The following is a 13,885-nucleotide window of genomic DNA, read 5'->3' on the forward strand; positions in this document are numbered from 1 at the left end:
ATAGCAATATTGACCGTCATCCGCTGAATTTACTGATGAATCAACAAGGTATTAACGATCGGCATCATCTTCAAATCCCTTAATTAGTGGAATCAACGTCATCAACATAATAATACCAATCAATCCAAGAATTATGCCAAATAAAATCAAATGCCACACCATCGACATCACCATTCCTAAACTGAATGCCAAAAATCCTACGATTCCAAATACGCTGTTTAAAACAATACGTGTATTCCACTGCCATAGCGACAATCCTGACATTTTTCTCCTAATGAGTAACGCAACAATGGCACCAATACCACCAATCGCAATCAGAAAAATTCCCGGCACCATCAAGTGCCATTCAGGCAGTAATGCCATGCACATGCCTATTGAAAAGAAAAAACCACTAATGGTTCCCGTCAACATTGTTACAAAATCTTTTTTCTTCATCACAATTAACCAAACTTTCCTATTACGCGCTCAAATGGAACCACTTTTTTCCGGCATAAACACCGACAAAACTTAGTACTAAGCCACCAACAATTGCCGGAACGAATTGACTATCAAGTAAAGTTGGCCCATAATTTATCAACTGGTCGGCTGACACAGCGCCAAGCCCACCAAGTATAATGCCAACAATGATTGTTAACCACTCTGCCATTTTTGAACCAGAATTTTTGATTTTGTTGCCGAGATAACCAACAGCACCTCCTGCCAAAATGCCAATTAAAATATTGAATAAGATTGTCATGATTTTTCTCCTTTATTTTAATGACTTTATTATCATACGTAATTGTTTATGAAATACTAACCAATTGTTGCCGTTGTGTTAATCTTGCGATTTAGACATTTTTAAGAACTTAAATTTGATACAATAAAAATTGAATTTTAATCGAGTACAACCTTTTTTCAAATTTAAAAATATGATGACACTAATTAACAATATTAAAAACTATTTCAACAAGCTGATTGATAGGCACAATTTAAGACGCCACATCATCGAGAAAGCAGATCGTATCGTCCTGTATAATGCCGCCAGTACAATCACCAATTTTTTATTTGCCTTATTGAAAATTGTGGTAGGACTATTATTTTGGTCACTCTGGTTTATGATTTTCGGTGGCTACTATGTGCTTTTATTAGCGATTAGAAGTTATTTTTTATGGCGATATCAACAGGTTAGAATGTCGGCACTGTCATTAACACAGCGAAAAATCATCGAAACGAAATACCTGCGTGAGGGCGGATTTTTTTATGCACTATTAGGTGCAGTATTGGTTGTTTTGTCCGCTTATATGTATTACAGAGGACAGCCACAACATTACAATCAGAGCATTGTTTTACTGATTGCACTGATTGGATTTGTTAAAATTGGCACTTCAATTGCTGGTTGGATACGGGCACGCCATTTCCATAGTCCAATTATCACTTTTTTAAAATCGCTTAATTTCGCTGATGGTTTAGTAGCCATTGTGATGACACAATACGCTTTATTAGCTTACGAAAAATCTCCCGAAGCCTCATCCTCAACTGGATTATTTGATGCTGTAATTGGTTGTATGTTGGTTTTATTAGGGTTAAGTATTAGCTTAAAAGCGCATTTAAAAATTCGATCAGAAAGTAGTCACAAATTGTGATGTCAGTCAAAAAAATGGTTGTTCCGTCACCAGAACAACCATTTTTATTTTGAAATCTGCCAATTGCAATGATCATTTTTTTGTATTTCTTCTTGAATCTTACTAAAAACATTTTCTTTTCCGATACCTGTGATAAGTGGCACACCATTAATCACTTGAGATTTTATATCATTAGGAACCATTGTTGTCGATACAACAATATCATAATCACCATTTCGAATTGCACTCACTTCATCAGAAATTTTGGATTGTAGTAATTTTACTTGGTCACCGAGTCCTTCGGAATCAAGATAATCTTTTATTTTTCCTGTTGCAACTGTTGACGTTGCAATTCCTGTTCCACAAACTACCATTAGTGTCTTAACCATTTATTTTCTCCTTTGTATTTTACGAACGTTTTGTGTGTATGTTATTTAACCAGATCATTAGACCCAATACAATAACACCTACAATTGCAATTCCGCCCCAAGACAGCATTTTACCCAAACCTACAATCAGCAATGTTGTCCAAGCACCCCCGTCAGATAAAACAGAGATAGAGGAAGCACCGTTCATATTAAAATGTGCTGATTTGGCGGCAATCGTTAACAGTGGCGCAATCCATGATGCTATCCAAAGTGAAACTGCAATATCTATAATGCCACCAACAACAATTCGAAAAACATTACCCCCGAACACTGCAGCCATGACAGCTAGCATAAAAGGAATTGTTGCTAAATCTCCAAATGGTAACACACGATTACCAGGCAAAATTACTGCAATCAATAGTGATACTGGTACTAAAATCAATGATGCAGATAGCACAGCTTCTTGACCAACAGCTAATGCTGAATCCATGCCTATATACAAATTTCGACCTGGAAATTTCTTTTGAACTAAATCGTTAGCTGCTTCAGAAATTGGAGATAGTCCTTCCATAAGCAATGCAACCATTCGTGGCATTAAAATCAATACAGCTGATGTAATGATACCCAAATTTAAAATCTTAGTAAGATTATATTGAGCCAGTGCACCAATAACTATACCAATAATCAAGCCCATTACTGCTGAATCTCCAAAAACCCCTAATCTTTTTTGAATTGTTTCAGGCGTCCAATGAATGTTTTTAACACCTGGAATGCGATCTAATAACCAATTAATCGGTAATGCTAATACAAATCCTGGTGCAGAAGCACCTTGAGGAAACGATATGCCTTCCAGTCCATAGTGCTTTTGAATTGTAGGTGCAGCTAAATCCGCTAAGAAGTAAATCCACATCGCATGAACCGACATCGTAGCAATACCTAATCCAAAATTATTAGTAGCGGCATACACCAGTGACCCCGTAAAGGCAATGTGCCAATAATTCCATAAATCCACGTTCAATGTCTTAGTTAAACCCACAACTAATAATACAACATTGAGTAAGACCCCAATTGGAATAGCTAAACTTCCTAATGTCGTGCCATAAGAAATAGCAGATGCAGCAGGCCAACCCACATCAATTGAGCTTAAGGATAGACCAAATTTTTGCACCATAGCTTGCGCAGCGGGTCCTAAATTATCGGTCAATAGTCCGATAACTAAATTCAATCCCGTAAATCCAATTCCCACCATTAAGGCTGCTTTAAATGCCTTTCCTACTTTTATTTTTAATATTAAACCAAATACAAATAGTAACATGGGTAATAATACTGTTGGTCCAGCATTCAACAACCATTTAATCACTTCCATTTTTCTCCCTTTCTATATGCCTGACTCACTTAATACTGTTAACACAGCAGAATTATCTTGTAATTTCAAAAGCTGTTTGACTTTGACAGTATCTTGTATCAACATCACCAATTTTTGTAACATTGACAGTTGTTCATGCGGCTTCGTCAACGCCAACATAAAGATCAATTTAGCTTCAACAGGTTCACCATCACCCATTTGTAGAAACGTTACCGGATTCTTCAAACGCAATACAGCAATTTGATCACGTATAACATGTTCGGCATCTGTGTGTGGAATGGCAATTCCCACACCTTCTGTGTTTAATCCAGTGGGAAATTCTTTTTCCCGCTCAACAACAGCATCGATATAAGATGACTTAACCGAACCACTTTCAACCATTTTTTCACTCAAATGTCTCAGAACATCTTCCCAACTATTTGAACCATAATCTAATTCAATTATTTTTTCTGTTGCCATTACTTCTCAACTCCATCATCAGTTTGTCTAAATCACTTTGTGACTGCACGCTTCGGATATCATTTAATCCTTTCTTACTCAATAATTTTTTCAGCCTATCTACTACTTCACTGGAAGGTTTATTACTGTCAATAACCATTACTAGATAATTGAGTTCTTCTGATCGAACCCAAACTAAGCCTTGATTTGTGATTTCAGGTAATTCTACGTGTGGCAAATCAATATCTTCAGCGATTCGAACACTTCCTAGCGCATCTCGTTCATTCAAAGATTTCTGAACATCTAACAATTTTAAATTATATATTTGAGCTATCATAGCTGGTAATTCAGCGCGATTTCTAACTGTTCTATATTCATATTTATCCATAAAGTATTTGTTCCACCCGTTTTTTATCGCCTTCATTAAATAATGCACTTACTTGAATAAAAGGAATCGGCAATAATTCAAAATTTGATGCAGATATGGTTGAAATAATTAAATCAATATCAGCATATCTGGTAATATTTGATTGATAGTTGCGCGCAGATATCATGTCTACAATTTCAAAATTTGGAAAAGCATGTTTAACTTTACTTTGAAGTAATTGAGCTGTTCCAATACCAGACGAGCACATCAATAACACTTTTTTATTGTCAGTAGCATCTTCAATCGCCCTCACGACATAAAGTGTTAAAAAACCTACCTCATCATCAGAGACTTGATAACGAGAGCGTGCCAAAATTGACTTGATTTGATCAAATACTTCTGGGTAGCTAAATCGGATATCATTTAACAGCGGATTAACTACGGTAATGAGTGATGATATTCGATGTAACATAGGTCTTACATGACCTACTAATCCTTTTTTTAAATTTTCCAAATTAATAGGATTTTTATTAAAGTGCAATTCACTAACTAACCAGTCAACCAATTGCTGAGCCTCACCATTCGTTACATTATCAATTACTTTGTCATAGCGCAAACCAACCAAGTACAACATGAGATTTTCAATTTCTTGCGTTTGAACCTCGGCACGGAGATACTGACTAATATTTTCTACCACTTGTTGTGAAACAGTTCTCAACGAATCATCAAGGTAGCTAAGATTGTGAACTGGATTTTTTGCTTCGAATCGATGTTGTCGAATTCTTTTCAACAGTATGTACAAGTGAGAAAATATATTAATGGTATAAGGATCTAGAATTTGAACATTCAGCCCATGCTCAATTAATGACATTTGTCCGGTAATAAATGTCTGATCAGTATTAGAAATATCAGGAAATATTTTGCTAACATCATCTAAAACTTTTTTTGATCGTGCATTTTCTAATAAAACATAATTCAACGCTTTTCTTACTTGTACTTCAGTGCCGATAACAATGACATTCCCACCAGATTTAGAAAAAGTGATATTAAACGTTGTCATTTGAATTATGATTGACTTCAGGTCTCGATCCAAAGTTGATTCCGAAATATAAAATTTATTTGCTAACTTTGTTTTCGAAATTTTTTTTGGAAAAATCGTCAGTATGACAATAGCCATATCTAACTGCCGTTTGTAATCTTCTTGTGAATTATCCATGTGAGGAACAGAAATTGTCGTCAACCGATATCCACGTCCGCGCTTAGATGCGATAATTTTGTTTGTTTCATTAATTTTATTGATGGAACGATATACAGTTTTTGTCGAAACATCAAATGTTGATGAAATTTTTTGTGCATCCACAAAGTCTGATTGTTGCCCTAAAAACATCAGTATTTGATTTTCTAGCACACCCATTTTTTCACCTCCATTTCTATAATTTGATTATACGTCTTTTATTGCAAGCGCTTTCTTTAAGGATTGTCCATTACAATAGACAATTTAGTTATTTAATCTCTACAACAAAAAATGGTTGTCCCATCACAAGGACAACCATTTTTATTTCTTACTTTTGATGACCGTAATACTGTATGACCTTGGCCAAATTTTGTTTGCCGCGGTAGATAGCGTAACCAACTGTGAAGACAGCCACAACATTCAAAATACCAAGAACAACACCAGTGCCAAACAACCACCAGTTATGCTTGACAAAGAAGTACATCATCAAAATACTTATCCCAACTAACATTGAAAAGAATGACTGCCAGCGAGATAGATTCTTGAGCATTGTCTTTTGGTAAGACACTTCTTTTTGATAGTTTTCATTATAATCTTGTGTGCTCATCTTCATGAAACGCCTTTCTTTTATTAATAACTTAGTCCTGGGTTGAAGAATCCAAGGAGTACACCAATCAAAGCAACGACTACCAAAATCAACATCACCTTGATGGGTGAGATATTCTTTTTAGCCATTAACCACCAGCACGCCACAATAAACAGCGCCGTCAACAAACCAGGATAAACAGAGTCCAACTTATCCTGAAGAACAAGATAGGCCTTTCCGGATGAATTTGTTAATTTAAATGAGGTTTTGACTGTAACCCAAGTCGCGGCAACGCCACCAACGACCATACCACCAACAGTAGCGATTGCACGTCGAATAGCTTTTCCTTGCGCACCAACTAAAATACCAACAGCCTTATCACCTAATTCATATCCCTTAAAGTAGGCAAAACGCATACCAAAGTATCCAAGCAAGTTCCAAACAATAATATAGAAGATGGCACCCAATGGCGATCCGCCATCAGACATCCCCAAAGCAATACCTAGAATAACCGGAATCAGTGTGCCGACCACCAACGAATCACCAATACCAGCAATTGGTCCCATCAATCCGGCACGAAGTCCGTTAATTGTTGTATCATCCACGTTACCATGGTTGGCACGTGCTTCTTCCAAACTTGCTGTCACACCAACAATCACTGTACCCAACTGTGGTTCTGTATTGAAGAACGCTGTATAGGTCTTCATCGCTTTTTCTTGATCTTCTTTGTTATCGTACAATTCTTCAACAATTGGTAACATTGAAGTCAAATAACCAAAGGTTTGCATATGCTCCTGTGAAAACACCGTGAGATGACCGTAAAACCAGTGATGGAATGACTTATTTAATGTCTTACGAGAAATTGTCTTTTTTTCTGTGTTATCCATTTTAAATATCCTCGTCTTCCTCATCATCATCGACGGTCGTCGTTGTTCCTGACGGAACAGCTTGTCGATTAGTACTGATAGCCATATCCAACTTGTAGAAAATCATTGCAAAAATCAACGAAACGACTGTGACTGAGACTAAGTTCAAATGCAATGAAGCAGCAAAAGTAAAGCCAACAAAGAATGGAATAAAATCAAGCGGACTATCAACAATTTGCTTTAACAAGATTGCAATTCCCACACAGGGTAGTAGTGCACCAACAGTGAATAACGTTTTCATTGGAATGCCGTCCATTGGCAGTGCTGTTTTGAGCGCAGTAACGGCACTTGATCCAAAATGTGTCATCAACAGTGTTGGAATGAATGAAAAGATAAAGTGAGAAATCCAAGGATAACCCCAATCAACCGCATAAAGCTTTTTGAAATCACCCTTTTCAACCGCTCGCCAACCAATATGCTGCCAAACCAAGTTCATTGTTGCTGTACCATAGAACAAAACAGTTCCCACAGTTCCAACCAATGTACCCATCGACTTGGCTAAATCAGCCGCATTTGTCGAAGTAGCCGCCAAACCTTGCGAGTGAATTGCCACCATTGCCAGTGGAATACCAATATACGAGACCGCTCGCAAGTCAGCAGACACCGTACCACCCGGTGTCACCAAAGCGATATATACTAATTGCATCGCCACACCTGCTGCGATACCAGTTTTTAAGTCACCTAAGACAAGTCCACAGACTAGACCACCTACTAAAGGACGACCTAATGTATAGTTTCCGATAGTTGAGCCAGCCATACCAGGCATTGACGATAAACTAGCGAAAATGCCCAGAATACTTGCTTGTATCCAACTAATTGTCATATTCCTAACTCCTTTGATGTTAGTTTACAAATTGAATTTCCCTTTAAAATCGTTCCAGTAACCGATTGACACATCGGGCAAAAGCTGGAACTTGACTTGATAACCTTGTGTCTGAATGGCATCAAGTGCCTTAGCTTCGGCGGGCGTGATTGACTGATTATTTCCTAGTTTAACAGCGTCAGGTCTGTCGTTAGCTGGTCCAACAATTACCTTATCAACGTTACTTGGTACAAAACCATAGTCCACCAAAATTGTCTTCATATCTTGAGGTGTTTTTGTAATCAAGAAATATCGGCGGTCTGAGTCAAGCACTTGCTGGGCTTTCTCCTTAAAATGTGCCAATGTCCAAACAAACGTTTTCTTTTCAGAGGCACTCTTGAAAGCATCCTTCAAGACTGGGTTATTTGCTGCGGCGTCGTTAACGGCAATCAAACCATCACAAGGATATTCTTTAGCCCAACGTGTTACGGTTTGACCATGAATAATGCGGTCATCAATTCTTACAAATGAAATACTCATAATTGTTCTTCCTTTCAAATTTCATCATCGTCATCATCTGCTGATAACTCAAACTTTTTGACAGCGGTTGTAGCTTCAGTTAAGACAGCTTTTGTTAAATTATCTGGATCAAGGCTGTCTTTTAAAATTGCTGCATTTAACGCCATCGGGAAATTCATGCCGCCAAGAATCGTTGCCTTCGATAATTGACCACTTTGGTGAATAATGTTGATTGCAGTTGTTAAAGGACTCCCGCCAATAATATCGCCAAGTACGATCAAATTCGCGTCAGGCTCCAATTCTGATAAAAGTGCTTTAAACCGCTCTTCAAATTTTGCCGTGTCTTCACCAGAATGCATCCCCGCTGCCTTCACCGTTTTTATTTCATCGCCAATAAACATACCAAGAGCATCTTTCAAGCCCTCCGAAAATCGACCATGACTCACCAAAATGAGATAATTCATTCTCTTTCTCCTAACTTTCATGAACAAAATGAAATCATGTTTCGACATCATATCATTTTTTACAGGGTTAAATGTAAGCGCTTCCATAACCTAAATAATATTTTACTCTTGCACACTAAAAAATACAATACAAAATTACAAAAGTTATCATTTTAAATAATACAATCCTGTTACTAGACCACTTTCAAAATTTTTACTTTCTCACATACAACATCTTTACCTCTTCTTTGCAGATTTTTTAATTCAGTAGTTTACCATTATCTTAATAATAAATATTTCAGAGGAAGATTATGATCAAACCCCGTTTTTCACAAATTTCAGCAACCGTTGCTGGATTAGTGGCAGCCATTTTTGTTGGTGTCGTCAATGTTAGTGCGGATAGTAAAACAGAATATAATGTGCCTATTTCTACCATTCACCCCACTCAAGCAGCAGTGGGTAAAGCACAAATTGCTTCGAAAATATCAACTTACGTTGAAAATGGTGCCTTAACTAAAGACTATTACAACGATTTTAATGATGATAATGGCTATACCAATGGTCTTTATTCACTGAATGGTGTTTCACAGACAGACAAAACGCTCTACAAAACCAATAGTATACAGTCGGCCATACCAGATGCTCAACTAACCAGCGACAGTGCAGCCAAAGTGCCAGTGATTAAAGGACCGGGTGGTGTTTTGTACGCAACTGATGGTCATCATGGTTCAACAACATACGAATTCATTAAACAACAGTATAATTTAGGTTTTGATACGATTAATGTTGAAGTAATTGATGACTACAGCACACTTTCCATGGCGGATTTTTACAAAAAGTTAATCGCCACCAATCAAGTACTGCCCCTAGCATTCAATGTCAAAACTGGTGAATATCAGTCATTTAGCCTAGAACGACTACCTTCACATATGTATGCCAACGAATTTGTGGACGATCCATTTCGGAGTCTTGCCTATTTTTGGCGGAAGAGTGCTATTGACAAGGATAGCGTGACAGCGAATTTCGCGGAATTTTATTTAGGCATCTTTTTGACCAGCACTGGAGAATTTAAGGGTTTGTCGTTTGAATCACAAAATGATTATCTCACCGCTTTTGACAAAGGAAATGCTATTTTACAAAAATTAATTAATGGTGACGCCACCTACACTGCGCTATTCAACAAAGTACTCACCATACCATACGGCGTTACAGCGTCAATGCTTGGTATTCAAACTACTTTTGATGAGACAAAAGTAGGCGCGCAACGCCAGAAATTAACCGATGCCCTCACTTTCTTATCAAGCACACCCACCTTAGCTACTTCAAATACAACGCTATTTGATCTCAATACAGAACAATTGACAAAACAAATTGCCACATTCAAAGCACTAACAGCGTCAGACTACACAAATGATAGTTATCAAAAGGTAAGCGAATTAATAGCAAGCGCCAATGAACTTGTATCTAACAATGGCTCACAAACAGATTTAGATAGTTTGACATCACAAATTGAGCAAGCATTGGGCAACTTAGTTAAAGTACCAACAACTGAAACATTAGATACAACACAATTTGAAAAGCAAGTTAGTCGATTCAACAACTTGACAGCCACAAAATATGATGCAACCAATTATCAAAACATCAAGGATACAATCGCAGAAATACAAGACTTGATTAAAAACAATGGTACACAAAATGAGTTAAATACCAAAGTTGAGTCACTACAATCAAAAATCGACGCACTGACGCCTGTATCTTCAGACAATACGTCAACAACTACTTCTTCAACAACAAATGAAAAGATCAAGACGTCCACTTCTTCAAAAATTGATTCACAAAAACATAATCATAAGCAACACCTTGAATTACCAAAAACAATGGTGAATCAACCAAATATCATCAATCTCGTCATGTTGGGCTTGGTACTATTTGCTGGTATTGGTCTTACCTATAAACGTTCTAAATTATTTTCATAACCACAAAAAAAGAGTAAAATAATTTACTCTTTTTTTGTGTATAAAATGTAATACAGAATTAATTATTAAATTTCTGAATTCTGAAGAAATCAAGCAAGAACGTCAAAATTGGTAGACCAATCACTAGTCCCCAAACACCAAACATTTTTTCCATAATGATTAAGTTTAATAGTATGACTAAAATGGGCATGTGCGTACGATGCGACATGAAATGCGGATGCAAGAAATATGATTCAAAAAAGTGAATGAAAGCAATCGCAACCAAAATAATAATGACGGTATTCCAATCACCGATAATAAAAGCAGTTATGGTCAATGGAATTAGAGAAATAATGACACCAAACACTGGTATCAGACCCAGAATGAAAATCATGACGGTAAAGCCTAACAAGTATGGAAATTGCAAAAAAGCCAATACAACCATCATAATAGCTGTGTTAATCAAACAAATCATCAATTGTACTTCAAACAATTTTCCCAATATGATGATAAAACGATGAACAATAATATAAAACTCACCAAAGAATTTTTTATAAGGACTGTGCAAAAAATTCATTGACCACAACCGTAGTTGTGGATATGTCATACTAAAAATAAAACTAAATAGTAGGGCTAAAATTAATTCATATAAGACATGACCAACTTGGTTAAGCTGCGTTAATCCCTGTGAAATCAATTGACTAGTATTCACTGAAGCAATATACTGATGAAAATTCTTATATATTGTTTCTAAAAATGAATTGGCATGCCAATTGATATGCGTTGCTAATTTCACCATACTGTCAAACTGATGAATGACAGTGTTAGCGCCACGATCAATGGCAAACACTATCACCCCAATAAAGATAACGTACACCAGCGCGATTGATAAAGACCGTGACAGCTTGAGAAAATGGGAAACGCGCTTTCCAGCGTTCATTGCCAGATAAGCAAAAATTATCGTCAGCAAGAGTAATGTCATAAACTGTTTCAGACACGCAATCAACAAAATGATGACAAATAGTACAAAGTACCGATACAACGGTCGCTTTTTTAGCGATGTTAATAAATCCATGAAATCCCCCAATTAATATATATGAATCTATTATATATGAAATATTGCTGTTTTATAACTGTTTTTTTAATTTTTACCGATTCAATACAATGTTAATACACACTCCCTCTTAGTAAATTTATTCCCGTCCTTCCTTCTGATTTTTTAACATCTCCGATTGCATGTGCAACGATTGTCGTAACAACTCGTTTGTCGCCTCTTGTGCTTTTAGTAATTGCTTAGTTTCTTCCAGTTGCGCATTGTAGCCAAATGCCTCTGAAGCCTCCTTCACTAAGAACTTGTTCACCAATTTAACAAAGAAAAATACACATGCAGCGATAGCACATAATGTCAAAACGTTTTCGAACACCGAACGCAAAGGGTTCAAGACTAAGTAAATATCAGCCGTGTGGTGCTTTGACACCAACACAATTGAGCAAAAATAAAAAATATTCGAAGCAAGACTAATGATACTCTTAATTAAATCTGTCAAGCTGCCACCGACGATGACACCAATTGATAATTGAATAATGGCGGGTGATGTAATAAACTTTCGAAATTGGTCTGCTTGTTCCGTAGCTAGATTATCTTTAATTTTGATTTTAATTTTACCCATGACATCCCCTTAAACGTTTTGAGTTAACATTTTTTAATTACTAACTGATATTATTCCATGATATCTTACTTTTTTCAACTGTCTTAATCAACAAAAAACGTTACTCTCGTAACGCTTTTAATCGTAATTATCTGCGATTTTAGGGCATCTTGGCAATCATCAAACTAACACCGTAGATCAGCCCCTCAATAATGGTAATGAAAAAGCTAACTGGCCAGTTGGTAATGTAACTTAAATAAAGTCCCATCCATGTACCAAACAGTGCAAAAATGAAAGATAAACCAATCATACTGTGCACAGATGTTGTTAGAAACTTGGCTGATGAAGCTGGAATTGTTAATAACGAAAAGATTAACAGCGAACCAACAATTTGCGCCGTAACACTAACCGTACAAGCAACCAAAATTAAAAAAATGAGGGAAATCCAAACCGCATATTTTGAATTATAGGCCGACCCGGCTGGATCAAAAGTAATGTATTTCAACTTACGAAATAGCAAAACTGAAATAACGCCTATAATCGCAATTAATATTAACAACTCATTTAGATTATCACGACTAATACCAACAATACTGCCAAATAAAATGCTCGTCGCATAGCTTGATTGCTTATTAGACAATGATAGAAATAAAACACCTAATCCTATAAAAATTGCCGAAAAGACACTAACTGAGGATTCACGTTGACTCATTTTACGCCCGGCTAAGGAAACAAAAATCGAACTTGTTATCGTAAAAATTAGCATACCAGTTATCGGTGAAAGTCCAGCAAATATGGCAAAACTAGCACCAGAGAAACTAATTTCAGATAAGGTATGCGTGTAAAAAGCCGTTTTACGCGCAACAACGAACACACCCATCACAGCACAAATCAGGCTGATAAAGAAGCTTGCTATAAAAGCATATTGCATGAAAGCGTACTCAAACATTGCAATCCCCTTTCTCTAAGCTATCATTTTTGACCACACCCGCTTGATGTTGAATATGCAATTCAACATCAGCAAACATGGCAACAAGCTCTGGATCGTGCGTAATAAAAATTACTGCTATACTTTCACTAAGACTTATCTCTTTAATTAAACGCAACAACTCAATGCGCGAATCACGGTCTAAGTTTGAGGTGCTTTCATCTAAAATCAATAACTGGGGTTCTGCCATCAAAGCCTGAGCCAGATAAGCACGTTGCTTTTCTCCTCCAGATGTTTTGCCCATTGGTTGTTTTAAAATTTGGTTTAAATTAGTCCACTTGGCAACTTTAACACGTAATGCTTTTTCAGAGTTTGATAGCCAAGGTTTTAGTCGCTGAGTTAAGTTAAGTGTCATAAAATTTTCAACACTAAGCGGATAATCGTCATCAATATCTCTAAATTGTGGAATAACTTGAATGGCATTAAACGGAACACTAAAATCAATATGCTTCGAAGTATTCTGACTCTTTTTTGATTTTGCAAGTAAAGTATTTAACAAGGTCGTTTTACCGACACCGTTATCCCCGGTTACACACAATATTTGACCAGTGAACGCCTCAAAAGATAATGATTTAATCAGAATTTTATTGGGCACACTAACATCTAAATTTTTAACACTTAAGATTTTTTCAACCATTTTGAT

18 protein-coding genes are annotated in these 13,885 nt (G+C 36.6%); 2 read left to right on the plus strand and 16 right to left on the minus strand.

The genetic code is table 11. The features are described 5' to 3' along the window. Window positions 1-51: 51 nt before the first annotated feature. The gene (locus IAE53_RS02785) at window positions 52-435 is read right to left on the minus strand and encodes a hypothetical protein (protein ID WP_148423892.1); all 384 of its coding nucleotides are present in this window, start codon (window positions 433-435) and stop codon (window positions 52-54) included. A gap of 22 nt (window positions 436-457) precedes the next feature. Next, complete coding sequence (locus IAE53_RS02790; protein ID WP_148423893.1) at window positions 458-736, minus strand: hypothetical protein; 279 nt, start codon at window positions 734-736, stop codon at window positions 458-460. A 172-nt stretch (window positions 737-908) separates the two neighbouring features. On the opposite strand from IAE53_RS02790, the gene IAE53_RS02795 reads away from it, so the two are divergent. After that, window positions 909-1,622 carry a hypothetical protein gene (locus IAE53_RS02795; protein ID WP_233610646.1) on the plus strand — a complete coding sequence of 238 codons (714 nt, stop codon included), beginning with the start codon at window positions 909-911 and terminating at the stop codon, window positions 1,620-1,622. A gap of 44 nt (window positions 1,623-1,666) precedes the next feature. Here the strand turns inward: IAE53_RS02795 and IAE53_RS02800 are convergent, their stop codons facing one another. The 10 genes from IAE53_RS02800 to IAE53_RS02845 form a co-directional block, all read right to left on the minus strand. Further along, window positions 1,667-1,990, minus strand: coding sequence for a PTS sugar transporter subunit IIB (locus tag IAE53_RS02800; protein ID WP_148423894.1), 324 nt, complete (start codon window positions 1,988-1,990; stop codon window positions 1,667-1,669). A 19-nt stretch (window positions 1,991-2,009) separates the two neighbouring features. Further along, the gene (locus IAE53_RS02805) at window positions 2,010-3,335 is read right to left on the minus strand and encodes a PTS galactitol transporter subunit IIC (RefSeq protein ID WP_200135914.1); all 1,326 of its coding nucleotides are present in this window, start codon (window positions 3,333-3,335) and stop codon (window positions 2,010-2,012) included. A 12-nt stretch (window positions 3,336-3,347) separates the two neighbouring features. Continuing rightward, complete coding sequence (locus IAE53_RS02810; RefSeq protein WP_148423896.1) at window positions 3,348-3,794, minus strand: PTS sugar transporter subunit IIA; 447 nt, start codon at window positions 3,792-3,794, stop codon at window positions 3,348-3,350. Beyond that, window positions 3,772-4,161 carry a hypothetical protein gene (locus IAE53_RS02815; protein ID WP_148423897.1) on the minus strand — a complete coding sequence of 130 codons (390 nt, stop codon included), beginning with the start codon at window positions 4,159-4,161 and terminating at the stop codon, window positions 3,772-3,774. Before IAE53_RS02815 ends, IAE53_RS02810 begins: the two co-directional genes overlap by 23 nt. Beyond that, window positions 4,154-5,554 (minus strand): PRD domain-containing protein, encoded by a 1,401-nt coding sequence (locus tag IAE53_RS02820; RefSeq protein ID WP_233610647.1) that lies wholly within the window; start codon window positions 5,552-5,554, stop codon window positions 4,154-4,156. The genes IAE53_RS02815 and IAE53_RS02820 overlap by 8 nt, the downstream gene beginning before the upstream one ends. A 148-nt stretch (window positions 5,555-5,702) precedes the next feature. Further along, window positions 5,703-5,987 (minus strand): PTS sugar transporter, encoded by a 285-nt coding sequence (locus IAE53_RS02825; RefSeq protein ID WP_080519352.1) that lies wholly within the window; start codon window positions 5,985-5,987, stop codon window positions 5,703-5,705. 17 nt (window positions 5,988-6,004) lie between these two features. Further along, the gene (locus tag IAE53_RS02830) at window positions 6,005-6,847 is read right to left on the minus strand and encodes a PTS system mannose/fructose/sorbose family transporter subunit IID (protein WP_004914067.1); all 843 of its coding nucleotides are present in this window, start codon (window positions 6,845-6,847) and stop codon (window positions 6,005-6,007) included. A 1-nt stretch (window position 6,848) separates the two neighbouring features. After that, complete coding sequence (locus IAE53_RS02835; protein ID WP_148423898.1) at window positions 6,849-7,709, minus strand: PTS sugar transporter subunit IIC; 861 nt, start codon at window positions 7,707-7,709, stop codon at window positions 6,849-6,851. A gap of 24 nt (window positions 7,710-7,733) precedes the next feature. Beyond that, on the minus strand, window positions 7,734-8,228 hold the full coding sequence (locus tag IAE53_RS02840; protein WP_148423899.1) for a PTS sugar transporter subunit IIB: 495 nt from the start codon (window positions 8,226-8,228) through the stop codon (window positions 7,734-7,736). A gap of 14 nt (window positions 8,229-8,242) precedes the next feature. Beyond that, window positions 8,243-8,671, minus strand: a complete 429-nt coding sequence (locus tag IAE53_RS02845) for a PTS sugar transporter subunit IIA (protein WP_148423900.1) — start codon at window positions 8,669-8,671, stop codon at window positions 8,243-8,245. 290 nt (window positions 8,672-8,961) lie between these two features. On the opposite strand from IAE53_RS02845, the gene IAE53_RS02850 reads away from it, so the two are divergent. Beyond that, complete coding sequence (locus tag IAE53_RS02850) at window positions 8,962-10,626, plus strand: ParB/Srx family N-terminal domain-containing protein (protein WP_148423901.1); 1,665 nt, start codon at window positions 8,962-8,964, stop codon at window positions 10,624-10,626. Window positions 10,627-10,684: 58 nt separating this feature from the next. Here the strand turns inward: IAE53_RS02850 and IAE53_RS02855 are convergent, their stop codons facing one another. The 4 genes from IAE53_RS02855 to IAE53_RS02870 all read right to left on the minus strand — a co-directional run bounded on the left by IAE53_RS02855 (window position 10,685) and on the right by IAE53_RS02870 (window position 13,879). Further along, the gene (locus IAE53_RS02855; RefSeq protein WP_148423902.1) at window positions 10,685-11,680 is read right to left on the minus strand and encodes an AI-2E family transporter; all 996 of its coding nucleotides are present in this window, start codon (window positions 11,678-11,680) and stop codon (window positions 10,685-10,687) included. A gap of 118 nt (window positions 11,681-11,798) precedes the next feature. Further along, complete coding sequence (locus tag IAE53_RS02860; RefSeq protein ID WP_148423903.1) at window positions 11,799-12,275, minus strand: MscL family protein; 477 nt, start codon at window positions 12,273-12,275, stop codon at window positions 11,799-11,801. Between the two features lie 139 nt (window positions 12,276-12,414). Next, window positions 12,415-13,203, minus strand: a complete 789-nt coding sequence (locus IAE53_RS02865; protein ID WP_148423904.1) for a metal ABC transporter permease — start codon at window positions 13,201-13,203, stop codon at window positions 12,415-12,417. Next, complete coding sequence (locus tag IAE53_RS02870; RefSeq protein ID WP_200135915.1) at window positions 13,196-13,879, minus strand: ATP-binding cassette domain-containing protein; 684 nt, start codon at window positions 13,877-13,879, stop codon at window positions 13,196-13,198. The genes IAE53_RS02865 and IAE53_RS02870 overlap by 8 nt, the downstream gene beginning before the upstream one ends. Between the last annotated feature and the right edge of the window lie 6 nt (window positions 13,880-13,885).

The organism is Leuconostoc sp. S50, from assembly GCF_016624925.1.
Taxonomy (GTDB): domain Bacteria; phylum Bacillota; class Bacilli; order Lactobacillales; family Lactobacillaceae; genus Leuconostoc; species Leuconostoc pseudomesenteroides.